General features: G+C 41.8%; 20 protein-coding genes and 1 pseudogene. 8 read left to right on the top strand and 13 right to left on the bottom strand.

Annotation, left to right across the window (positions count from 1 at the left end; translation table 11 throughout):
• The first annotated feature begins 24 nt into the window (after positions 1–24).
• Together ACXM0J_RS12610 and abaI are read left to right on the top strand one after the other, a co-directional pair.
• Positions 25–420: a DUF4902 domain-containing protein gene (locus ACXM0J_RS12610; RefSeq protein WP_086266236.1), complete on the top strand. Its 396-nt coding sequence runs from the start codon at positions 25–27 to the stop codon at positions 418–420.
• An 84-nt stretch (positions 421–504) separates the two neighbouring features.
• Positions 505–1,071 (top strand): acyl-homoserine-lactone synthase AbaI, encoded by a 567-nt coding sequence (gene abaI, locus ACXM0J_RS12605; RefSeq protein WP_086266237.1) that lies wholly within the window; start codon positions 505–507, stop codon positions 1,069–1,071.
• A 124-nt stretch (positions 1,072–1,195) separates the two neighbouring features.
• On the opposite strand, the gene pdxR is transcribed toward abaI, so the two are convergent.
• Positions 1,196–2,707 carry a MocR-like pyridoxine biosynthesis transcription factor PdxR gene (pdxR, locus tag ACXM0J_RS12600; protein ID WP_086266238.1) on the bottom strand — a complete coding sequence of 504 codons (1,512 nt, stop codon included), beginning with the start codon at positions 2,705–2,707 and terminating at the stop codon, positions 1,196–1,198.
• Between the two features lie 270 nt (positions 2,708–2,977).
• On the opposite strand from pdxR, the gene ACXM0J_RS12595 reads away from it, so the two are divergent.
• The 4 genes and pseudogenes from ACXM0J_RS12595 to ACXM0J_RS12580 all read left to right on the top strand — a co-directional run bounded on the left by ACXM0J_RS12595 (position 2,978) and on the right by ACXM0J_RS12580 (position 7,260).
• Positions 2,978–3,373 carry a nuclear transport factor 2 family protein gene (locus ACXM0J_RS12595; protein WP_005804779.1) on the top strand — a complete coding sequence of 132 codons (396 nt, stop codon included), beginning with the start codon at positions 2,978–2,980 and terminating at the stop codon, positions 3,371–3,373.
• A gap of 11 nt (positions 3,374–3,384) precedes the next feature.
• A pseudogene (locus ACXM0J_RS12590) lies at positions 3,385–4,801 on the top strand (NAD(P)/FAD-dependent oxidoreductase).
• A gap of 58 nt (positions 4,802–4,859) precedes the next feature.
• Entirely contained in the window at positions 4,860–6,299 is a 1,440-nt protein-coding gene (locus ACXM0J_RS12585; protein WP_086266239.1) for an amino acid permease, read from the top strand.
• Between the two features lie 64 nt (positions 6,300–6,363).
• A complete protein-coding gene (locus ACXM0J_RS12580; protein WP_086266240.1) occupies positions 6,364–7,260 on the top strand; it encodes an EamA family transporter in 897 nt (298 codons plus the stop codon).
• 125 nt (positions 7,261–7,385) lie between these two features.
• Here ACXM0J_RS12580 and ACXM0J_RS12575 read toward each other — a convergent pair whose 3' ends face one another.
• The 7 genes from ACXM0J_RS12575 to ACXM0J_RS12545 all read right to left on the bottom strand — a co-directional run bounded on the left by ACXM0J_RS12575 (position 7,386) and on the right by ACXM0J_RS12545 (position 15,986).
• On the bottom strand, positions 7,386–8,747 hold the full coding sequence (locus ACXM0J_RS12575; protein ID WP_086266267.1) for an MFS transporter: 1,362 nt from the start codon (positions 8,745–8,747) through the stop codon (positions 7,386–7,388).
• 120 nt (positions 8,748–8,867) lie between these two features.
• Positions 8,868–9,893, bottom strand: a complete 1,026-nt coding sequence (locus ACXM0J_RS12570; RefSeq protein WP_086266241.1) for an enoyl-CoA hydratase/isomerase family protein — start codon at positions 9,891–9,893, stop codon at positions 8,868–8,870.
• A 12-nt stretch (positions 9,894–9,905) separates the two neighbouring features.
• Complete coding sequence (locus ACXM0J_RS12565) at positions 9,906–10,679, bottom strand: enoyl-CoA hydratase (RefSeq protein ID WP_032025523.1); 774 nt, start codon at positions 10,677–10,679, stop codon at positions 9,906–9,908.
• 21 nt (positions 10,680–10,700) lie between these two features.
• A complete protein-coding gene (locus tag ACXM0J_RS12560; protein WP_086266242.1) occupies positions 10,701–11,828 on the bottom strand; it encodes an acyl-CoA dehydrogenase family protein in 1,128 nt (375 codons plus the stop codon).
• A gap of 11 nt (positions 11,829–11,839) precedes the next feature.
• The gene (locus ACXM0J_RS12555) at positions 11,840–13,489 is read right to left on the bottom strand and encodes an AMP-binding protein (RefSeq protein WP_086266243.1); all 1,650 of its coding nucleotides are present in this window, start codon (positions 13,487–13,489) and stop codon (positions 11,840–11,842) included.
• Between the two features lie 77 nt (positions 13,490–13,566).
• Entirely contained in the window at positions 13,567–14,457 is an 891-nt protein-coding gene (gene mmsB / locus ACXM0J_RS12550) for a 3-hydroxyisobutyrate dehydrogenase (protein WP_086266244.1), read from the bottom strand.
• 11 nt (positions 14,458–14,468) lie between these two features.
• Positions 14,469–15,986, bottom strand: a complete 1,518-nt coding sequence (locus ACXM0J_RS12545) for a CoA-acylating methylmalonate-semialdehyde dehydrogenase (RefSeq protein WP_086266245.1) — start codon at positions 15,984–15,986, stop codon at positions 14,469–14,471.
• A gap of 166 nt (positions 15,987–16,152) precedes the next feature.
• On the opposite strand from ACXM0J_RS12545, the gene ACXM0J_RS12540 reads away from it, so the two are divergent.
• Complete coding sequence (locus ACXM0J_RS12540) at positions 16,153–17,034, top strand: LysR family transcriptional regulator (protein ID WP_005071920.1); 882 nt, start codon at positions 16,153–16,155, stop codon at positions 17,032–17,034.
• A 57-nt stretch (positions 17,035–17,091) separates the two neighbouring features.
• Here ACXM0J_RS12540 and ACXM0J_RS12535 read toward each other — a convergent pair whose 3' ends face one another.
• The 5 genes from ACXM0J_RS12535 to ACXM0J_RS12515 all read right to left on the bottom strand — a co-directional run bounded on the left by ACXM0J_RS12535 (position 17,092) and on the right by ACXM0J_RS12515 (position 23,256).
• Complete coding sequence (locus ACXM0J_RS12535) at positions 17,092–18,525, bottom strand: amino acid permease (RefSeq protein ID WP_171265354.1); 1,434 nt, start codon at positions 18,523–18,525, stop codon at positions 17,092–17,094.
• Between the two features lie 370 nt (positions 18,526–18,895).
• A complete protein-coding gene (locus tag ACXM0J_RS12530) occupies positions 18,896–20,335 on the bottom strand; it encodes an amino acid permease (protein WP_086266246.1) in 1,440 nt (479 codons plus the stop codon).
• A 161-nt stretch (positions 20,336–20,496) separates the two neighbouring features.
• Positions 20,497–20,856: a RidA family protein gene (locus tag ACXM0J_RS12525; protein WP_000071347.1), complete on the bottom strand. Its 360-nt coding sequence runs from the start codon at positions 20,854–20,856 to the stop codon at positions 20,497–20,499.
• 10 nt (positions 20,857–20,866) lie between these two features.
• Positions 20,867–21,970 carry an alanine racemase gene (alr, locus tag ACXM0J_RS12520; protein ID WP_086266247.1) on the bottom strand — a complete coding sequence of 368 codons (1,104 nt, stop codon included), beginning with the start codon at positions 21,968–21,970 and terminating at the stop codon, positions 20,867–20,869.
• Positions 21,971–21,990: 20 nt separating this feature from the next.
• Positions 21,991–23,256 (bottom strand): D-amino acid dehydrogenase, encoded by a 1,266-nt coding sequence (locus ACXM0J_RS12515; RefSeq protein ID WP_002118025.1) that lies wholly within the window; start codon positions 23,254–23,256, stop codon positions 21,991–21,993.
• 136 nt (positions 23,257–23,392) lie between these two features.
• Between ACXM0J_RS12515 and ACXM0J_RS12510 the strand changes: the two genes are divergently transcribed.
• The gene (locus tag ACXM0J_RS12510) at positions 23,393–23,860 is read left to right on the top strand and encodes an Lrp/AsnC ligand binding domain-containing protein (RefSeq protein WP_005804788.1); all 468 of its coding nucleotides are present in this window, start codon (positions 23,393–23,395) and stop codon (positions 23,858–23,860) included.
• Positions 23,861–23,900: the final 40 nt, after the last annotated feature.

Genomic DNA, 23,900 nt, shown 5'->3' with positions numbered 1-23,900 from the left:
ATTTAGGGTACTTAAGCAGGTAGCATGGTTAGCATACTCCCTCATTTCTCTATCTCAACAGATGGTTTTATTCGAATGAACGAAAACCAACTCATGAGTTATCCTCTCCAACACATCATCTCTATTGTTGAATCAACACAAATTGAAGATTCTAAAATTCTCTATTATGGTTTTACCGAATGGGCAACGTTAAAAACTCCAGCTTTAAGTACCGGATGGGATTGGGAATTTATTGAGTACAATGGCATCACTACCGTAAAACGAGTAGGTTTGCCTCGAAGCAATATCATGATTGTTGATATATCTGGTATAGATATCGGGTTTGATACTAATGAAACATTCCTCAAGAAAAAAATAGATACTTTATTCTGGGAACCGTTTATTTATGCCCAAATCAATACGTCATTAATCCAGACTTAATTAAGTCAAACCATCTCTTAGAAACCTGTAAATTCTTACAGTTACCGCCTTTCCAGCTGTTCAGTAAAGTCGCTTGAAAAATAAGTGGAAGCACTTGTAATGAATATTATTGCTGGATTTCAAAACAATTTTTCAGAAGGCTTGTATAACAAATTTAAAAGTTACCGTTACAGGGTATTTGTTGAGCATTTGGGATGGGAGTTGAACTGTCCAAACAATGAAGAACTAGATCAATTTGATAAAGTCGACACAGCTTATGTCGTCGCTCAAGATAGAGAATCCAATATTATTGGCTGTGCAAGATTACTACCCACGACTCAACCCTATTTACTGGGTGAAATATTTCCTCAATTAATGAATGGAATGCCTATTCCCTGCTCGCCAGAAATTTGGGAACTCTCAAGGTTTTCAGCTGTAGATTTCTCGAATCCATCTACCACAGCGAGCCAAGCAGTGTCATCGCCAGTTTCTATTGCCATTCTGCAAGAAGCTATTAACTTTGCAAGAGAACAAGGCGCAAAACAACTTATTACGACCTCTCCTCTTGGTGTAGAACGTTTATTACGTGCTGCGGGTTTTCGGGCCCATCGCGCGGGCCCACCGATGGTTATTGATGGATATTCTATGTTTGCATGCCTGATTGAAGTTTAGTTCATAACCAATTAGCTACATATTGAACGGCTGGAGCGCGAAAAAAGTAGCGCTTGTACCTCTTTTTTCGCTTCAAATACTAAAAGCACTACCCGAAAGATTAGTTTGACTCATAAAAATTTTTTTAATTGTATTTCTTATAATCATTAACTGCCTGATCTAAAGCCTGAATTCCTTCATCAATTTTATCGGCAGTAATAGATCCAATACCTAACCTTAAAAAATGTTGATGTTGATCTGTATTTAGAAAAAATGGCTGACCAGCCTCTATAAAAACCCCTACATTAGCTGCGTATTGAGCTAGAACAGTACAATCGATATCACTTTGGGTATCAATCCAACATGCCGAGCCACCATTTAATGCATAAACATTCCATGTGGGAAAGTGATGGTGTAATGCTGATATTAACTGCTCACCACGATATTTATGGAGTTGAAACTGACGACGTAACATGCCGTGGTAATAACCTTGATCAATAAAAAAGGCAAATACTCTTTGATTAAAAACATTGGGGTGCCGAAGCATTAGACGACGCAAATGACGCAACTCATTAATGAGTTCTGGGGCTGCTACGATGTACCCTAAGCGTAAACCTGGTGCTAGAGGCTTAGATAAACTCCCAATATAAACTACTCTCCCATGCCGATCTAAACTTTTTAATGCAGGGATCGTAGTATTTTGAACTAGAACCTGTGCATCGTATTCATCTTCTATAATGATACTGTCTTGCTGCTCCGCCAGTTGTAAAAGCTTTTTACGGCGTGAAGGAGACATGGTTATGCCTGTTGGGCATTGTCGTCCTGGTGTCACATAAAAATAATCACAGCCCACAGCATTTGTTAGGGTAACGCCTTCATGATCAACCGCTAATGGCACAATATTTGGTGTATGCAACATAAAAATATTTCGTGCATCAGGATAGCCAGGGTCTTCTATACCAACACTTTGTTGTTCTTTAAGTAGTAGTGCTGCCAACATATACAATGCATGCTGGCTTCCTACCGTAAGTAATATTTCATTTTCTTTGGCCATAATTCCACGGGTCGGTAAAATATGTTGCCGTATTGCATTTATAAGAAAAGTATCATCACCTTGTTGTGTAATATCCCTTGACCATATCGATGCATCTTTAGCTGATAAAGCTTTAACAGCACACTCACGCCAAGATGAGGCCGGAAAACTTTCAAAGTCAGGCTGACCATATATAAACGGGTATGGGTAACTCATCCAATCCACAGGTTTATTAATATGCCTTTGTGCTGATGGGCGAAGACGAAAGCGTGAAACCCATTCTGTAGATTTTGATGTCGTTTTTATCGTTTTGCTTTCACTACTATCAATTTGGAAGCTGGGATGCACAAAATGTCCACTACGTTGCCTAGACTCTAAAATACGTTCAGCTACGAGTTGTTGATATGCAATAGTCACAGTATTACGACCAACTCCAAGTTGATCTGCCAAATAACGACTTGATGGAACAGCCATACCTGGCTTGAGATAACCTTGTACTAATGCAGTAAACATCATACGGCAAATTCTTCCCTGCAAATTGAGTCCACTTTGCTCAGTCTCTGCAAATAATACGTTCCATATACCTGGTGCTTCTGGATTTATTACAAACTGATCTCTTTCCATAGTGCATTTCTCGACCTATTTTGAAGCCCAAATGCTTAACATGGTGCATTTTGCCTCTGAAGACCTATGATTTACCGAAATCTGGCATCATAAATACAAATGCAAGACCCATTCCAACATATAAAAAAATAAAAAATTAATAAATTTTAAATATTTAAATTAATTTAAGTCTGGCTCCATCAAAACCTTAAATCTGGTACTACGGCTAATTGCTCTATTTCCTTACAGTTTAATCATAAAAAGGATTCGTATGTATTTGGAGTTAAAAAGATGAACCAAGCTCAACTTTTGCAACTAATCACTGACTTTTCTACAGCATGGAATAAACACGATGTAGAGCAACTCATGGACTGTATGCATCCTGATTGTTGTTTTGAAACAGTCGCAGGTGATGAGGTATACGGTACACGCATTCAAGGGCATGAGGCTGTTCGTCAAGCATTTGAAAATACTTTTAAAAGTTTTCCTGATGCACAGTGGCTTAATGGTAAACACTGGTTGAGCGAAGATGCGCTATACGGAATTTCTGAAACAACATTTACAGCATCAACCCCTGAAGGTGGAAAGATTGAAGCCAACATGGTTGATGTTTTCACCTTTAAAGATGGAAAAATTTTAGTCAAAAATGCATTCCGTAAAAATCGCCCCGTGCAAGCAGCCGCTTAAGGAGCCTGCCCATGAACCAATCAGTACAACAATTAACTTCTCTAGACAAAATAGTTGATCCAATATCTGAACCCATTCATCGTGGCTTTAAAACCTACAACGCTAAATTTGATCCGTTGACAGATAAAATCGTAACTGGCAACGAACAATACGCACCAACCTACTGGGTTGCAACGGCTGGAACACCTCCCGATGATGATGGCCCATTACCAGGTGATACAGAGGCCGACATTGTCATTATTGGTGGCGGTTTTACTGGTCTTTCAACTGCGTTAACTCTTGCAGAACAATTTGGTACTGCGCCATTAGTTCTTGAAGCAAATCGTAGTGCATGGGGTTGTACAAGCCGAAATGGCGGACAAGGTCAAAATGCTTCTGGTCGGTTATATCGTTCACAGTGGATCGAAAAATGGGGACTAGATATAGCCAAACGTTTAGATGCAGAAATCCGCGAAGGTTTTGATTATTTTAAACATCTGGTAACTGGTATTGAATGTGATGCACAAGATGGTGGGCATTTATATATTGCTCATCGTGCAAAAAAACTGGCGTTTTTAGAAAACGAAGGCAAAGTCATGAAAGATGTGTTTGGTTATAACACTCGTATGCTAAGCCGCGAACAACTTCACGAAGAGTTTGTTGGAGACCAAGAAGCTGCCGGTGCGTTACTCGAACCTGATGGTATTGGTGTACATCCATTAAAATTGGCTTTTGGATATTTAAAAAGAGCGCGTGCTGCTGGCGCGAAAGTACATACCTCAAGTCCTGTATTAGATTGGGAAACACGTAATGGTATTCACTATCTACGTACCCCCCATGGCACGGTCAAAGCTAAACGAGTCGCTGTAGCAACAGGTGGTTATACACCTAATGGTTTGCATCCAAGCTTGTCTGGCAAAATCATGCCAATTTTATCTAATTCTATTGTCACCCGTCCGTTAACAGCTGCTGAGCTTAAAGAAGCAGGCCTACATAGTACAACGTTCATTACAGATACTCGTACTTTACGCCATTATTAGCGCTTATTGCCTGATGGTTCAGTACAGTGTGGCAGCCGAAGTGCTTTAACAGGAGCTGATGCAAATAACCCTGTACATCTAGAGCGTTTAAAAGAAGGACTCTATCGCAAATTCCCAAGCTTGCGTGGTATACCAATTGCATATTCATGGTGGGGTTGGGTCGATGTCAGTCATGACATGATGCCACGAATTGTACAGCCTAATCCTGATGAAACTATCTATTATGCAATTGGCTATGGCGGCAATGGCAGGACGTCGTCTTGCAGAACGAGTAATGGGCATTCAACGCCCACAATTTGATCTACCTATTTATCAGTCACCATTACCTTCACATTTATTTCGACCTTTTAGACGGTTAGGGCAAGCCTTGTTGTACCGCTGGTATTACTTAAAAGACGAAATGCTTTAAGTGTTATTCAACGATCAGCCTAACGATACGGTTATAAAAATTATGGGGGGAGTTAGCCATGTATGATTCAGATTCAAACCAAGATTTAAAAAGTAGCTTAAAGCCACGCCATGTCCAGATGATGGCACTTGGTGGTGTCATTGGTATGGGGCTATTTGTCGGTAGCTCAGTAGTGATTCAATCTGCCGGCCCTGCAGCCATTCTTTCATTTCTCATCACAGGTACCTTAATCATTTTAGTGATGCGTATGCTGGGGGAGTTAGCCACTGCTTCACCGGTAACAGGTTCCTTTTATGCTTATGCTCGCCATGCTTTTCAAGATTCACCATTTTTATCTCGCCTCGCTGGATTTATGACAGGCTGGATGTATTGGTATTTTTGGGTGATCGTGATTGCCCTTGAGGCAATTGTTGGGGCTAAACTTCTCGCTTACTGGTTACCTGATATTACCCAATGGATCGTGAGTCTGGTTCTGCTCGTTCTATTAACCGCAACCAATTTGTTCTCTGTCAAATCTTTTGGTGAATTTGAATTTTGGTTTTCATCTATCAAGGTTGCAGCAATTGGGGTATTTATTTTCCTTTGTTCATTATATTTATTTGGTTTCTGGCCAAACCATCAAGCTTCAGGACTAGGTGAATTATTAAACCATGGTGGCTTTATGCCAAATGGTTGGGTTCCTGTGTTATCAGGTGCAGTTGCGGCTACTGGTTTTTATTTTGGTGCTGAAATCGTCACAATTGCTGCAGCAGAAACAAAAAATCCAGAGCAATCTGTTGCTAAGGCAACTCAATCTGTCATCACTCGTGTATTGCTCTTTTATGTTTGCTCAATCTTTTTAGTCGTATGCCTTGTGCCGTGGAACAGCCCCGATATCGCAACACCTTATGTAAGTGCACTTAAAGTACTCAATATCCCTTTTGTTGCAGATATTATGAATGCTGTCATTTTAGTTGCGGTTCTGAGTTGTCTAAATTCAGGAGTTTATGCTGCAAGCCGTATGTTGTTTGCTTTAACCAAAAATGGTGATGCCCCTCGTGCCTTAACTAAATTGTCTAAAAATGGAGTCCCTGTTCGTGCCATCTTATTCAGCACACTATTTGGTTATATTTCCATTTTAGCTTCGTATTTTTCACCTGAGGGTATCTTTCCTTTCTTGGTCGAGTCCTATGGTACGGTAGCTTTATTTGTTTATATCATCATTGCCCTTTCTCAAATCCGTTTACGTCGTCACCTAGAACGTGTTGCCCCTGAACGAATTAAAGTTCGTATGTGGTGTTTCCCATACCTCAGTTATGTTGCCATTATTGGTATGGTTTGTATCTTTACCGCAATGTCCCTCATTCCAAGTTTACAAAAAGCGTTCTGGTTCGGTATTGCTAGTGCTGCGATTTTATTCTGCATTTTTATGATTCGTGACTATGTGGAACTACTTAAATTACGTAATCAACATCCCAAGTTAGATACTCTCGTTCCTGCGAAGCATAACAAAATCTAACCTCCTCTCGTTTACACGACCTGTCTTTTAGATAGGTCGTAAATCTCTTTTCAGGAATAAGCACATGTTGTTGAAAGATAAACTCGCTGCTTTTGCAGTGGTGTTCATCTGGGGTATTAACTTTTATTTTATGAAAGTTGGTGTGAGTGAAATTAGCCCCATGATGTTGGGATGTTTACGCTATATTTTAGTTCTAATCCCCGCTCTACTTTTTATTCGTATTCCACAAGTCGGATGGAAATGGCTCTTGGCATATGGGTTTATTAGCAACTTTTCTCAATTTGCCTTTATGTTTAGTGCTATTGCCACAGGTATGCCTACTGGACTAGTTGCTTTAGTTGTTCAATCACAAGCCTTTTTTACAGTGATGATTGCTGTATTTCTTCTTAAGGAGCAAGCATCTTGGAATCAATGGCTAGCAATCGTTATCGCATCATTAGGACTATTACTGATTGCATTAGGTCAACAGCATAGTCATATCCCTTTATTAGGTTTGATACTCGTTTTGTGTTCAGCATTCTCTTGGGCATGTGGAAATATTGTTGTAAAACGAATGGGTTCCATTAATCCAATCGGGTTAGTCGTTTGGGGAAATATTCTTACACCTCTTTGGTTTTTATTATTCGCTATCCAAGATACAGGTTGGCAAGGCGTCATTGTAGACTGGCAAGCCTTAACATGGCGTGGTCTGGGAGCTGCTGCTTTCTTAGCTTATTTCGCAACCATTATTGGATATGGGTTATGGATTTATTTGCTTACACGTTATCCAGCAGCCAAGATTAGTCCACTTTCGTTATGGGTTCCTGTCATTAGTATGATTTTTGCTACTATTTTTTTAGATGAACATTTAAACAACTGGCAATGGTTTGGTTCTATTGTTGTGATGTTAGGTTTAATGGTTCATCTACTTGGACAAAAAATCAAAACGCATCTGATTGGAAAAAAGCCACTTCATCCCTAACACAATATATTGGTATAAAAACCAATCTCATTTCTGCAACAGCTAGATATCGTCATTATCTTAATTTTATAAGCTTACCCTAGTAGAGGCCTAAGAAAAACTTAGGCCTCTACTCTCCAAATAGCTCAAGAATGATCTGAAGCATTCGTCTTAAGATTTAAATTTTTAGGCTTTGTTTGATGCTTATCTACTACAAAGCTTTGATCACGCGGCATAAATGTCGTCGATATAATTGCAACCACAGCCATACTTCCAATATAAAGCATAATTAAATATGGATTACCCTGCCCGACGCTCAATAATTTAGTAGCAATCATTGGTGCTAAACCACCACCTAATACGCCAGCTAACTGTACCGAAATTGAAATTCCGCTATAACGAATTTCAGCGGGGAATTGACGCGCAAAAAGCTGAGCTTGGGGTGCATACATAATCGGAAACACAACACCAATCGCTAAAACAATTGCTGTCCAAACTAATACAGGATCTTTTGTGTTGAGCATGGTAAAAAATGGATAGCAGTAAAGCGCCAATATGCATAGACCAAACATAAACATATTGCGTTGGCCGACTTTATCCGAAAAATGTCCACATAACGGCGTCATAAATAAAATGACGGCTGCGCCGCAAATGGTGGCAAATAAAATGTCTTGGCGTGGGATTCCAAGTTGTGCAGTGGTATAAGCCAATGTAAATGTTGAGGCAATATAAAACCATGCATTCTCAGCTGCGCGAGCCAAAATAATGGTGATGAGTTGCTTTGGATGGTTTTTAAAAACCTGTAAAGCAGGAACTTTGACTTCTTCAGACTGTTGTTTTACTTTTTCAAAATCTGGCGACTCAGGCACTTTTACACGTATATACCAACCCACTGCCAGTAAAATAATACTGGCAAGAAATGGTAAACGCCAACCCCAGCTAAACAATGCTTCTTCAGGTAATAACGACACCAGACCCAACGCGATTGAGGCTAGCATTAAGCCACCACCTGTACTGGCTTGAGGCAAGCTTCCCCAGAATCCTTTACCGCCTTCTGGTGCATGTTCAACGGCCATGAGCACAGCACCGCCCCATTCACCGCCCATTGCCATACCTTGAATGAATCGCAAGACAACCAAACCAATCGCAGCCCAATATCCAATTGATTCATAAGTCGGTAATAAGCCAATCAGTACGGTTGGGATCCCCATGAGCATCAAGGTCAGTAGCAACATCGATTTACGGCCAATCTTGTCACCAAAGTGACCAAAGACTAGGCCTCCTAATGGTCGCCCAATAAATCCAACGGCATAGGTTGCAAATGCAGCAAGCACGCCGGTAAGTGCGTCTAGATTTGGGAAAAATAGCTTATTAAAAATGAGTGCTGCCGCCGCACCGTAAATAAAAAAGTCATACCACTCAATGGTGGTGCCGACCATGCTAGAGATGCCTGCTAATCGATGTGACGACTTTTTAGTATTTGAACCGTTTCCATGTATTGATTGCATCGTAATATCCTTTTTAGATTTTCTTGTTTTATCTTTTTTATGCTTATGACCAGCCCTGACCATAAGCATTTTCAGGTCTCGCTTTATCTCCTTAAGCTTTTTATGTTTTTGTAATTCGGTTTAGCTCAATTTTTCTAAAATTAGCTCAAATCTCGAATTACGTTCTTGCCACTGTGGTTGTTTGTCTTTATCGACAATGAGAGCACGAACACCTTCAATAAAGTCACCATGCTCAAACCAGATATCTTGTAAATCACGTTCAAGCTGCATGCACTGAGGTAAAGAGAGCCCTCGACCTAAATGTTGTAGTTTTAAACTGGTTTGTTTAGCAATAAATGAGCGCTGCTGCAAAATGCTGAGCATCTTACTTGCCCAAGTTTTTAAGCTTTCATCTTGTTCATTTTCAAGACTTTGCTCGATTTCATCTAAATGCTGATATCCAAAGTGTTTACGAATACCTTCAGCCAATTGTTTTAATTCGCTTTCGGCAGGGCGAGTAATAAATCGGGTAATGATGCGTTCAATTCCCTCTTTGCTTAAACTTGGTGCTTCAACGAGAGCATCTTGCAACGCTTGTAACTGCTCGCTTGGCACATGGTAGTCAATTAAATCGAGGTAAAGTGCATCGCTACTGCTGATCTGTTCACCCGTAATTGCCATATAAACACCAATATCATCAAGGCGAGACAGGAAGTGTGTTGCACCCACATCTGGGAAAAAACCAATCGCTGTTTCAGGCATGGCAAATCTGGACTTCTCGCTGCTCACCACAATGTGACAAGCCTGAGCCAAGCCAAAACCGCCACCTAATACATAGCCATCAAGCACAACAATGATTGGCTTTTCATATTCACGCAGTATATTTAGCATTTTATATTCGGCGCTAAAGTAGCCTTTGTAGTCGGCCGTGCCATTTTTATAACTGTCATAGAGATAGCGGATATCTCCACCTGCACAGAAGGCTTTTGGACTATTTGATTTGATTAAAACTGCTTGAACAGCAGCATCATTTCGCCACAGTTCCAATTGGGCACCAATACTTTTAATCATATCTAGCGACAATGCGTTGAGATGAGTCACTCGATCTAAGGTAATAATGCCCAACTTACCTTGTTGCTCAATCATTAAGTGATTTTCTGTATTCATTTTATTGATCTCTTATTGATTTTTAAAATTTGCCTTTCGTTTTTCAACAAAAGCCTGCATTCCTTCTTTTTGGTCAAATGTTGCAAATATTGAATGGAACATGCGTCTTTCAAAACGTAAACCTTCAGTCAGATTCACTTCAAAAGCACGGTTAATGGTTTCTTTGAGCATCATGTTTGCAGTTAAAGAGCGTGCCGCAATTTTTTCAGCGGCTTGTACGGTTTGTTCAAGTAATTCTTCTTTAGTAAACACACGTGCAACTAAACCACTTTGTTCTGCTTCTACAGCGCCCATTTGACGAGCGGTAAGGCACATTTCCATTGCTTTGGCTTTACCAATCGCATGGGTTAAGCGTTGTGTGCCACCAATACCTGGAATCACACCTAAAGTGACTTCGGGTAAACCAAACTTGGCGTTATCAGCACAATAAATAAAATCACACATCAGCGCTAACTCACAGCCACCACCCAATGCATAGCCGCTGACCGCAGCGATTAGAGGTTTACGGCGCTGTGCAATACGGTCTGCAAGATGAAAAAAATCATCTAAATAAATATCGGGAAATGCCAAATCAGCCATTTCTTTAATATCGGCACCTGCGGCAAAAGCCTTTTCAGAACCTGCCAATACGATGCATCCAATTTCGCGGTCTTTTTCGAGCTGATCTAATGCCTGATTAATTTCACTAATTAATTCGCTGTTTAAAGCATTGAGCGCTTGAGGGCGATTTAATGTAATCAGTCCAACCCCATTACGCTTTTCTAATAAAATACTTTGCCACTGCATTATTTATTCCTTGTTCTGGTTTTATAGACTACGTGCAATCACTAAACGTTGGATATCACTCGTGCCTTCGTAAATTTGGCAGATACGGGCATCACGATAGATACGTTCAATTGGGAAGTCTCTGAGATAACCATAGCCACCAAACACTTGTAAGGCGCTCGAACACACGCGCTCCGTCATTTCCGAAGCAAATAACTTGGCCATTGAAGCTTCATTGAGACATGGTTGCCCCGCTTCTTTTAAACGCGCAGCGTAGTGAACCAGTTGTCTCGCTGCTTCAATTTCAGTTGCCATACTGGCAAGACGAAACGCGATGGTTTGATGCTCGAAAATTGGTTTTCCAAAAGTAATACGTTCTTTGGCATAACGAGTTGCTTCTTCGAGTGCCGCACGTGCTAGACCGACTGCTTGTGCAGCAATACCAATACGCCCACCTTCTAAATTGGCGAGAGCGATTTTTAAGCCTTCGCCCTCTTTGCCTAGCATGAGGCTTTTGTGAATGCGTACATCTGTTAGAGCAATCTGACACGTATCTGAAGCATGCAGACCTAGTTTTTCTTCAACACGAATCACTTCATAACCTGGAGTTTCGCGTGGAACTAAAAAGGCACTAATACCCTTTTTACCTGCGCTCGGGTCGGTCACGGCAAACACAATAATGACGCCAGCATTATTACCAGAGGTAATAAACTGCTTGGCACCATTTAAAATGTAATCATCGCCATCTTTCACCGCTCGGGTTTTAATGGCTCCCGCATCTGAGCCAGTATGTGGTTCAGTTAAGGCAAAAGCGCCGATCATTTCACCTTGAGCCAAAGGCTTTAAAAAACGCTCTTTTTGCTCGTCGGTACCAAATTTTAAAATAGGCACACAGCCAACCGAGTTATGTACACTCATGATGGTTGAGGTTGCGCCATCTGCTGCCGCAACTTCTTCAAGAGCCAGTACATAGGCTAAGTTACCCGTGTCTGAACCACCCCATTGCTCTGAAACAAGCATACCCATAAAACCGAGTTGCCCCATTTGAGTCAGAGTTTCTTTTGGGAAAGTTCCATCTCGGTCCCAATCACTGGCATGAGGCTTGATTTGTTCTTGGGCGAAACTTTTCGCCATATCACGAATAAGTAATTGTTCTTCGGTAAATTGCATTATTATTTCCTTTACCCTGCTTTAGCTTGTTGTTTAGCAATTTCTTGATTACGCAATAAAAAGCGCTGAATTTTGCCACTTGGAGTTTTAGGTAATTCACTCACAAATTCAACTAACCGTGGATAAGCATGTGCAGAAAGTCGTTTTTTTACAAATTGACTGAGTTGTTCAGCAAGTGTATCGGAAGGTTGAGCATCCGCAGCTAAAATTACGAAGGCCTTAACCACTTCGGTACGGTCCGGATCAGGCACACCAATCACTGCTGCTTCAATCACAGCGTCGTGTTCAAGTAGTGCGCTTTCTACATCGAAAGGCCCAATACGATAGCCCGATGTAGTGATTACATCATCACTACGACCAACAAAGCTCATGCTGCCATCGGCATGAAGTTCGGCAGTGTCGCCAGTTAAATAGTAATGACTCACAAAAGGCGATTTGCGGCTTTCTTTATAGCCACCAAACCACATCATTGGAGACTGGCTAATGTCTACCGCTAAAATTCCCGGTGTGTCTGGCGGAAGCTCTTCACCTTGTTCATTGACAATGGCAACACGATAACCCGGACTTGGGAAACCTGCGGAACCTGCATGAATTTCATGTTTTAAACCATGATGATTACACACCACCATACCGACTTCGGTTTGTCCATAGTGGTCATAAATCGGAGCATCAAGCACTTGTTTAAACCAGCGAATTACTTCTGGATTCAACGGCTCGCCTGCACTGCTCACTACACGGAACTGCCCTTTTAAGGGCGCCATTTGTGCTGGATCAGCCGCCATCATCATACGGTAAGCCGTTGGTGCACCTGCCAAATTGTTAACTTTATAATCTTTCACAATTTGACATAGGCTATCTGTGCTGAAACCACCTTCATAGAACAAAGTAGCGTGACCCAAGAATAACGGCCCAGTAATCGCATAGTAGAGACCATACGCCCAACCCGGATCAGCAATATTCCAAAACGAATCTTCTTCGGTTAAACCAATGGCATCTTGCATATATCGACCAAAGGCAATCAATGCTTTTAAAGGCACTTCCAATGGTTTAGCAGGACCTGTAGTGCCTGAAGTAAACATGAGCAAGAAAGGATCTTGAATGCTACGCATAACCAAATCGCATTGCTCGGACTGCTGTTTCACTTCATTCCAAAAGTTAAAATCACCTGCTTTAAGCGGAGTACCTTTTGCGTCGGCCACCGTCACAATTGCAGGGCAATTTTCAATTTCATCAAGCTTGCTACGGTTGCCCATATCGGTCACCACTAGCTTACTTTGTGCAAGCTGAATACGGTGCTCAATCGCTTTTGGGCCAAATGCAGTAAATAGTGGTTGATAGACAGCACCAATTCGCCAAGCTGCAAAAATAGTCACGATCAATTCAGGTGTTCTTGGTAATAGACCTGAAATACGGTCGCCTGCTTTCACACCTTGTGATTTTAAAAAGTTAGCAAACTGACTCGACCACTCTTTTAATTCACAGAAGGTATATTGCTCTTTTCGCCCGTCTTTTCCTTGCCAATACAGCGCAATTTTGTCGCCATCTGCGTGTCGATCACAGCATTCATAACAAGCATTTAAGGCATCAACTGAACCTGATAACATCTGTTTTGCAGTGCTTTCCAAATCGAAAGTCTGTGCAGCATTTTGATAATCCATCATATCTTTTCCCTCAGTCCGGATTTGTTGTTATTCACGACAGGGTTTAATGTGTTTAAAGCCATCCTTTGGCTTTACCGTTATGCCTCTTGTGGCAGGTATTGCTGAATAATGCTCGAAAAATCGAGATTGGCATTACCGCGCATGCACATTTGCTGATACAGCTGTTGCACCATGCCACCTAATACAACAGGTTGTTTGACCTGGCCTGCCGCTTCTACTGCAAGACCCAAATCTTTTAGCATCAGCTGAGTTGCAAAGCCGTCTTGATAGCCTCGAGATGCTGGGGCATTTTCATTAATATGCGGCCATGGGTTACACACATCTGAGCTCCAGCAACGACCGCTTGAGGTGTTAATGACGCCGGCCAATGCTTGTGGGTCGATGCCGAGTTTCACACCAAGTGCCATACCTTCGGCCACCGCTGCCATTGAAATACCCAAAATCAGGTTATTGCAGATTTTGGCAATTTGGCCTGCTCCAACATCACCACAATGAACTATGTTTTTGCCCATGTGGCTAAGCACAGGTTTTACTTCATTAAAGGTTTGATCATCGGCACCAACCATAAAGGTTAAGGTTCCTGCTTGAGCACCAATGGTTCCACCAGAGACGGGTGCATCGCAGATTTTAATATTTTTGCTATGTGCAACAGTAGCAATGTCTTTAATGGTTTGTGGGTCAATGGTACTGCTATCAATGCATAAGCTACCTGCTTTTAGCACCTCTAATACACCATTTTCACCTAAGTAAACTTCCTTAACATGCTTTGCCGCAGGCAACATGGTAATAACGACATCTGCATTTTTAGCTGCATCCTGTGGGCTATCACATACCACCCCACCTGCCTCGGCAAAGTGCTGAATCGCGACTTCACTGAGGTCATAACCATAAACTTTGATTCCGGCTTTCAGTAGGTTATGGGCCATTTTGCCGCCCATATTCCCTAGCCCGATAAAGGCGATATTCATCCGTGATCCCCTTAACGTAAACTAATTGTTGTATTTACACCGCCAACTTCATGGCTATCTTCAAACCAACGACTGGTAATGGTTTTAGTTTGGGTATAGAACTGTACAGCCTGTTTGCCGTATGGCCCCAAATCACCCAGTTTTGAACCTCTTGAACCCGTAAAACTAAAGAAAGGCACTGGCACAGGAATTGGAATATTGATACCAACTTGACCAATATCAATTAAGTTTTGGAAAGTACGTGCAATCGCACCGCTTTGTGTAAATAGACCTACACCGTTACCAAATGGATTGGCGTTGATAAGCGCAATCGCTTCCTCAAGGGTGTCTACACAAATAATTGAAAGAACTGGACCAAAGATTTCTTCTTTATAAATACGCATGTCGCTATTTACGCCACTAAAAATCGTTGCACCCACGAAGTTGCCCGATTCATAGCCTTGTACTTGAACATCACGACCATCGAGTAGTAACTCTGCACCTTGCTCAACACCGCTATTAATCAAGTCCAGCACTCGCGCTTTAGCACGTTTTGAAATCACTGGGCCAATGTCAGTATTTGGCTCATGGCCTGCGTTTACTTTTAAGGTTTTCGCTTTTTCAACTAGCTCTTGAATCCACTGTTTGCTGTCACCCACCATGACTGCAACCGACAATGCCATACAACGTTGCCCTGCTGCACCAAACGCTGCGCCCACCAAAGCATTTAATGTTTGTTCTTTATTGGCATCAGGCATGACCACAACATGGTTTTTTGCGCCCATCATCGACTGCACACGTTTACCATGTTGCCCTGCAAGGTTATAAACATGTGTGCCAACTGCAGTTGAGCCTACAAATGAAATCGCTTTAATATCTTTGTGCGTACACAAACGGTCAACCACTTCTTTGCCACCATGCACAACGTTGAGTACACCTGCTGGAATACCTGCTTGAATGGCAAGTTCAACCAGCATCATGGTTGATAACGGGTCTTGTTCTGATGGTTTTAAAACAAATGTATTGCCGCACACGATTGCCATTGGGAACATCCAAAGTGGAATCATGGCTGGGAAATTAAACGGCGTAATACCCGCACAAACACCCAAAGGTTGTTGCAAGGTATAGGTGTCTACACCACGCGCGACACCTTCAACATATTCACCCATTTGCAAAGTACCAACTGAACAGGCATGTTCAACGACTTCTAAACCACGTTGAATATCGCCTTCTGCATCTGCCAAGGTTTTGCCTTGTTCCGCCGTTAGTACTTGCGCAATTTCTTTCATATTGGCACGAATTAAATCTTGTAACTTAAGCATGATGCGCATGCGTGCCTGAATTGGGGTCTGACGCCAAGAAGCAAAAGCATCTTGTGCAGCTTGAATAGCAGCGTCAACTTCTTTAACCGTTGCAAATGGTACACGACCAATCACTTCCTGAGTCGCAGGGTTAATGATGTCTTGCCATTCCTGTGTTTCAGATTCAATAAAATTTCCGTTAATGAGTAATTTAGCGGTTTCCAATTCGATTTTTTGGATTGTGTTCATAACCTCTCCGTAGGCCATATTTTTATTGTGTTCAATTATTAGAAAATACTTTTTGATCGTATTTTCTTTATTCCAGTTTCAATTGAGACTAACAAAGAAAACTTTGACCACCAACGGAAATTCATGCACGATTGTTGTGCAAATATGCACAAGGATGACAACAAAAATGAAAGTGGATTGGGATCATCTACATTTTTTCCTGGTTTTAGCTCGGACTAAAACTTTGACCAATGCTGCGCGGATTATTGGTGTCGAGCACAGTACGGTGGCCAGAAGGATTCAGGCCCTAGAACTTGCTTTGGGTACAACGCTGTTTAAGCGTGAAGCGACGGGTTATGAGCTGACACTCGAAGGGATGGCACTGGTTCCTCGAGTTGAGCAAATGGAACAAGCTTTCTTACAAATTGAAAAACCACATCAACCTTTGCAAGGTCGTGTGCGAATTGGCACACCTGAAGGTTTTGGTACTGCGTTTTTAGCTCGGTTATTGGCTGAGTTCTCTATCCAATATCCACTGCTCACCATCGACCTAATTCCAGTGCCAAAAATGATTAAGCTTTCACACCGTGAGGCAGATATTGTGGTATCCATTGATCGTCCTACGTCTGGCCCTTACATCATTACGCGATTATCAGATTATTGTTTAAAAATTTATGGTAGCAAAAACTATCTGGCCCAAAACCCGCCTATCCGAGCCTTAGAAGATTTAACCCAACATCGCTTTGTGAATTATATTGATGATCTGGTGTATAGCCCTGAGTTGTACTGTTTAGAACGGTTACCCTTAAAGCTTAACGCGAACTTCCGTAGCAGCAGTATTTTGGCTCAACAAATTGCGGTAAGTGCTGGCGCAGGACTTGCGATTTTGCCCAAGTTTTTGGCAGATGATAAACCGGAACTTGAAGAGGTGTTAGAGCAACAAGTTCGCTTTACTCATACATTTTGGATGCTGACATTTGTTGATTTACAACATGAACCGCGCATTAAATTGGTTTGGGATTATCTACGTAAACAAGCCGATAAATATCAGCATTTGTTGGTTGATTAAAGAACCTAGATAAAAAAGCCAATCACAGATGATTGGCTTTTTTGAAATTATGAATAATTAATCAAAAGTTTCTTGACCTAGTTTTTTCATGCGTGGTTTATAAAACACATGATAGCTAACGCCTAAAACAACTAGCCACAATGGACTAACATATACCGCTTTTAATGTATCTGGCTCTAGTGCCAAAATCACTAAAGTGAACAAGAAGAATGCAATGACAACATACGCCATCAACACCCCGCCTGGCATTTTAAAGGTCGATTTAGCATGTAACTCTGGACTCAACTTACGGTAACGTAAATAGCATGCCATGATCAGAAGCCATACACTAATAAAGAGAATCACACAGAGTGAACTTGCCAAAGTAAATGCTTCCATGGTGTTTGGAACAAAGTACTGAAGCACCGCCCCGCCCATAATGAAAATACATGAGAAGATTAAACCGTTCGATGGCACTGCACGTTTTGATAAACGGCCCAATGCGCTTGGCGCCTGACCATCTTTCGATAAACCGAACAGCATACGACTGGTTGAAAACACACCGCTGTTCATTGAAGACATCACTGAAGACAGTACGACCAAGTTCATGATGATAGCTGAAACAGGAATACCCGCGTTTAGGAACAACTCAACAAACGGACTTTTGTCTGCACGAATGTGATCCCAAGGTGTCACTGACATCACCACAAAGAGTGCCAACACATAGAATAAGATAATACGTACTGGAATCGCGTTAATTGCTTTCGGTAAATTCTTCTCTGGATCTTTAGTTTCAGCTGCTGTTGTACCAATCAGCTCAACACCAATAAAGGCAAATACGGCGATCTGGAATCCTGCCAAAAATCCGCTTACGCCTTTTGGAAATATACCGCCATGCGACCACACGTTACTTACACTTACAACCTCACCATGCGGAGCTTGAAAATGAGTAAGGATCATGTAGCCACCTACTCCGATTAGGCCAATAATGGCTAAAATCTTAATGAGTGCGAACCAAAATTCAACTTCACCAAATAACTTCACCGTAAGAAGGTTAAGCCCTAAAATGAATAGTACACAGCCCGCACTAATCATGGCCTGTTGCATTGGTGAGAAACTGGCGCCTTCGGGTAGCCAGAAACTTAAATAGTTAATGACCGCAGACAAATCAGCAATACCGACTAGTACCCAGCCTAACCAATAAGTCCAGCCTATATAATAGCCAGCCCATGGGCCAATCAAGTCATAAGCCATATCGACAAATGATTTGTAATGTAAGTTGGCAAGCAGTAGTTCACCCAATGCACGCATCAGAAAAAAGAACATACCGCCAATTAACATGTAAATAACGAGGATTGAAGGACCTGCGAGGGAGATGGTTTTGCCCGAGCCCATAAATAGGCCGGTTCCAATTGCACCGCCAATTGCAATCATTTGTAGATGGCGATTATTTAATTTCCGTTGTAAATGATCAGGGGAGCTTGCCTCATCAGAATGATGAACCATTGTCATATTAGAAGTCCTTTTTATATTTTGCTTAACTTAAATCAGCAACCTATAGGGAGAAAAACGAACCGTATATCGTGGGTTGCTGAGTCTATACCTCAGGACAAGATGTTCAAGTATATTTTTTCCTTAATTGATAAATCGTTTGTCCTGATTTTTTTAAGTCACATTATTTATGTACTGCCTTCACGGCAATTTTAATTAATCAATCTGGGTTTCCAGATTAGCCGAAGTGTAGCATGTGATCCTGCTATATGTACTTTTCCAACAACCTCCAAACTGCTCTATTGATCCAAAAATAAACAATATTATTCCGATAAAAAATCTAATAAAAATAAAAAAAGCCAATCATGATTGATTGGCTTTTTAATAAAACTTAATGATCGTTGACGAGTTCACGTCCTAGTTTTTTCATGCGTGGTTTATAGAGCACATGATAGGTAACACCTAAGATAACTAACCATACTGGACTGACATATAAAGCTTTCAATGTATCTGGCTCTAATGCCAAGATAACTAAAGTGAAAAGCATAAATGCCAAAACAACATAACTCATCCAAACGCCACCTGGCATTTTGAATGTTGATTTTTCATGTAATTCAGGACGTAATTTACGGTAGCGCAAATAGCACACCATGATAAGACTCCAGACACTAATGAATAGAATCACACAGAGTGAACTTGCTAAAGTAAATGCTTCCATCGTGTTTGGAACAAAGTACTGAAGCACTGCCCCGCCCATAATGAAAGTACAAGAGAAAATCAAACCATTTGAAGGTACTGCACGTTTTGATAAGCGTCCAAATGCACCCGGTGCCTGACCGTCTTTTGATAAACCAAACAACATACGGCTGGTTGAAAACACGCCGCTGTTCATTGAAGACATAACCGAAGATAGCACCACCAAGTTCATGATGATGGCTGAAACTGGAATACCCGCATTTAAGAACAACTCAACAAACGGGCTTTTATCTGCACGAATGTGATCCCAAGGCGTTACCGACATCACAATAAACAGTGCCAACACATAGAACAAAATAATACGTACTGGAATCGCGTTAATTGCTTTCGGTAAGTTCTTCTGTGGATCTTTGGTTTCAGCAGCCGTCGTACCTACAAGTTCCACCCCGACAAAAGCAAATACAGCAATCTGGAACCCTGCCAAGAAGCCTTCTGTACCTTTCGGGAATAAACCGCCATGTGACCAGACATTACTAATACTTGCAACAGCGCCTTGAGGAGCTTGGAAATGGTTGAAAATCATGTAGCCACCCACTCCGATCAGGCCAATAATCGCCAAGATCTTAATGAGAGCAAACCAGAATTCGATTTCACCAAATAGGCGTACTGTCAGTAGGTTAAGGCCCATCACAAACAACACACAGCCTGCACTAATCATGGCTTGCTGTATCGGAGAGAAGCTTGCACCATCGGGTAGCCAGAAACCTAAATAGTTAATGACCGCTGAAAGGTCCGCAATACCCACCAGCACCCAACCTAACCAATAAGTCCAGCCCAAATAATAACCAGCCCAAGGACCAATCAGGTCATGAGCCATATCAACAAAAGATTTGTAATGCAGATTTGCAAGGAGCAACTCGCCCATTGCACGCATTAAGAAAAAGAACATTCCTCCAATAATCATATAGATTAAAAGAATTGAAGGACCTGCGAGGGAGATGGTTTTACCCGAACCCATAAACAGGCCGGTTCCAATTGCACCGCCAATTGCAATCAGTTGTAAATGACGGTTAGACAGTTTTCGTTGCAGATGATCAGGAGAATTTTCCGTATCTGAATGACGAGCCATTGTCATATTAAAATTCCTTTTTGAATTCCTTTGTTAAGATCAGCAACCTATGGCGAAAATCGAACCGTATGCCATAGGTCACTGAATCTGTTCACCAAAAATGACTGGATAAACCGTATCTATCTTCCTTCTGTTAGATACATCATCATTTTTGGAGTAAAAACGAATTACTTTTGTGCTGCCGTCACGGCAATTTCAATTAACCAATCTGGATTGACCAAATCGGCCTGAATTGTGGCGCGCGATGGAGCAACACACCCTTTTAACCAGTCAACCCAAATTGCATTTACGGTTGAAAAGTCAGAAAGATTTTTTAAATAGAGCTGTGCAGAGAGCAAGCGAGATTTGTCGGTATTGGCTAATGCCAAAAGTTCATCAATCGTTGCAAGAATTTCACGAGTTTGGCCTGCCACGTCTTGCTCGGTATTTTTAGGTACCTGACCTGACAGATAGACCACTTTGTTAAAAACAGTCACGGCGCTCATGACTTCGTTAGTGTTAATCTTTTGTATATCTGAATTAGACATTCGGATTTCCTTATACCTGATTAATAAATTGAACACGGGCGGTGACAGCACACATCAGTTCATAGCCCACCGTACCGGATGAAACAGCGACATCATCAATAGGTAAAACGACGCCTTTACTTGATTGGCCCCAGAGCACCACTTCACTGCCGACTTTGGCACTTTCAATACCTGTTAAATCGACTGCCAACATATCCATGCTGACGCGACCAATTGTGCGAGTGCGGACAGAGTCCACTAAAACAGGCGTACCTGTTGGTGAAATACGTTGATAACCATCGGCATAGCCGCAAGCAACAATCCCAATCGTCATGGGCTGCTCTGCGACAAAGTTTGAGCCATAACCTACGCTTTCATTCGGCTCTAAATGCTGAACAGAAATAATTTCAGCGCGTAAGCTCATGGTCGGTTGTAAGCCCCAGTCCGCAATACTATGCGTCGGGTAGTCTGGCGAGCTGCCATAGAGCATGATGCCGCTACGTGCATAATCTGATTTGAGCTGGTGTTGATAACGCAGAATTGCCGCACTATTACTTACCGATCTTTCGCCCGGTAAATCCTTAACGATTTCTTCAAATGCAGTGATTTGATAATCAATGCCTTGCTGACCGAAACGATCGCCATCTGCATCTGAAAAATGCATCATGTGCGTAATCTTGGACACGTTCGCCAAGTTATTTAAACGTTCCCAAGCCTGAACATAGTGCTGAGGTTTAAAACCAAGGCGGTTCATACCACTGTTCATTTTTAGGCAAACATCAAATTGAGCAGGATAAGGATGCTTTTCTACCCACTCGATTTGCGCTTCACTATGAATGGTGAAACTGAGTTGATATTGCACACAATCGAATAAGTCTTGAGGAGAGAAAATTCCTTCGAGCAATAAAATTGGACCTGTCCAACCTAAAGCACGAATGCGTTTTGCTTCATCAAGATCAAGTAAGGCAAAGCCATCTGCTGCTTTAAACGCCTCATAAACACGTTCAATTCCGTGTCCATAAGCATTGGCTTTTACAACGGCAAAGACCTTACTGTTTGGCATAGCCTTGCGTACCACCGCCAAGTTATTTTGTAAGGCTTGACGGTGGATGACTGCGGTAATAGGACGAGGCATGATTACTTTCCTAACGTCCGTTATGCAGCATGCGCATGTGAATAACGCTGAATTGAAAGGCCATCGGTACTGATATCAGTCTTGTGATTCAATACGATGTCACTGATTAATTTTCCTGAACCACATGCCATTGTCCAGCCTAGAGTACCGTGACCTGTATTCAAGAACAGATTTTTAAAGCGAGTTGCGCCAATAATTGGTGTACTGTCTGGTGTCATTGGACGTAAACCAGTCCAAAAAGACGCCTGTGCCATATCGCCGCCCGGGAACAAGTCCTGAGTCACCATTTGCAATGTTGCACGGCGGTCTTCATTCAGGCCTAAGTTAAAGCCACTTAACTCAGCCATACCACCTACGCGAATACGTTGGTCAAAACGAGTAATCGCAATTTTGTAGGTTTCATCAAGCACTGTAGATTGCGGAGCAAAAGCAGGGTCAACAATTGGAATCGTCAACGAGTAACCTTTCACAGGATATACAGGCAACTGTAGATCAAGTGGTTTCAAGAAATCACGTGAATAACTACCAAATGCTAGAACATAACGATCTGCGGTTAAGACCTTACCATTGACCTGAACGCCCTTAATTTCATCGCCTTCAACAATCAATTTTTCTACGTTCTGGTTGAACTGGAAGTTAACACCTAACTCTTTGGCAATTTGAGCTAAAGCATTGGTAAATAAATAACAGTCACCTGTTTCGTCATTTGGTAAATGTAAACCACCAACCAATTTATCTTGCGCATTTGCCAACGCTGGTTCTACACGACCAAGTTCGTTGCCATTTAATAATTCGTAGCTTACGCCGCATTCTTGTAGCACGCTAATGTCACGTTGAACCGCTTCCATTTGTGCTTCTTTACGGAATAACTGCAACGTGCCTTTTGCACGGTTTTCGTAGTTAATACCCGTATCTTTTCTAAGTTCACGTAAGCAGTCACGGCTGTATTCAGCCACACGCATCATACGTTCTTTGTTTACAGCATAACTTTGTGGATTACAGTTTTTCAGCATTTGCGCCATCCACTGTAATTGCCACATACTACCATCTAAATTAATCGCAAGCGGTGCATGGTGTTGGAACATCCATTTCACGGCTTTAAAAGGGATTCCTGGTGCTGCCCAAGGGGTCGAATACCCAGGCGAAATTTGCCCTGCGTTACCAAAACTTGTTTCTTCAGCAGGACCTGACTGGCGATCGAGAACAGTAACCTCAGCTCCTTGTTGAGCTAGATAATAGGCACTTGCCACTCCAATAACGCCGCTACCTAAAACAATTACGCGCATTTCCATTCCCTCACGCACACCAGTTTATTTCACTAGTATATTTCTGCTTCAATAGTTTATTTCACTGTTTTTCAGGTTATAATCTAGGTAAATTTATGTTTTTCTCACGAGAATTTTAAAAAAAGAGGAAATATCTATGCGCCCCTTAGATCGTATAGATCGTATGATTCTGGACATTTTGCAGCGTGAAGGACGAATTGCGATTAGTGAATTGGCATCAAGAGTTAACCTGTCGACCACCCCCTGTTCGGAGCGTGTAAAGCGTCTTGAACGCGATGGCATTATCATGGGTTATTACGCTCGACTAAACCCAGCCTTTGTGGACCGTAACCTGCTTGTCTTTTTAGAAATCAAGTTATCTGCCAAATCTGGCGATGTATTCGACCAAGTGGCCAGAGACTTAGTTGAGATTCCTGAAGTGCTCGAATGTCACCTTATTTCTGGCGAATTTGACTACCTTGTAAAAGCGCGTTTAAAAGAAATGAGTGCATATCGTCGCTTGTTAGGGGATCTGCTAAAGAAACTCCCCGCTTCGGCATCGTCACACAGTTATGTGGTTATGGAAGAAGTGAAAGAAACTCTATATTTAGATGTAAGCAAGTAAAGCGAGCATTATTGAACTCGCTTTACTCACGTTTTTGAAA

The organism is Acinetobacter sp. GRABPA_MV_2 (genome assembly GCF_056725885.1).
This window is presented reverse-complemented; position numbering and strand designations above follow the sequence as displayed.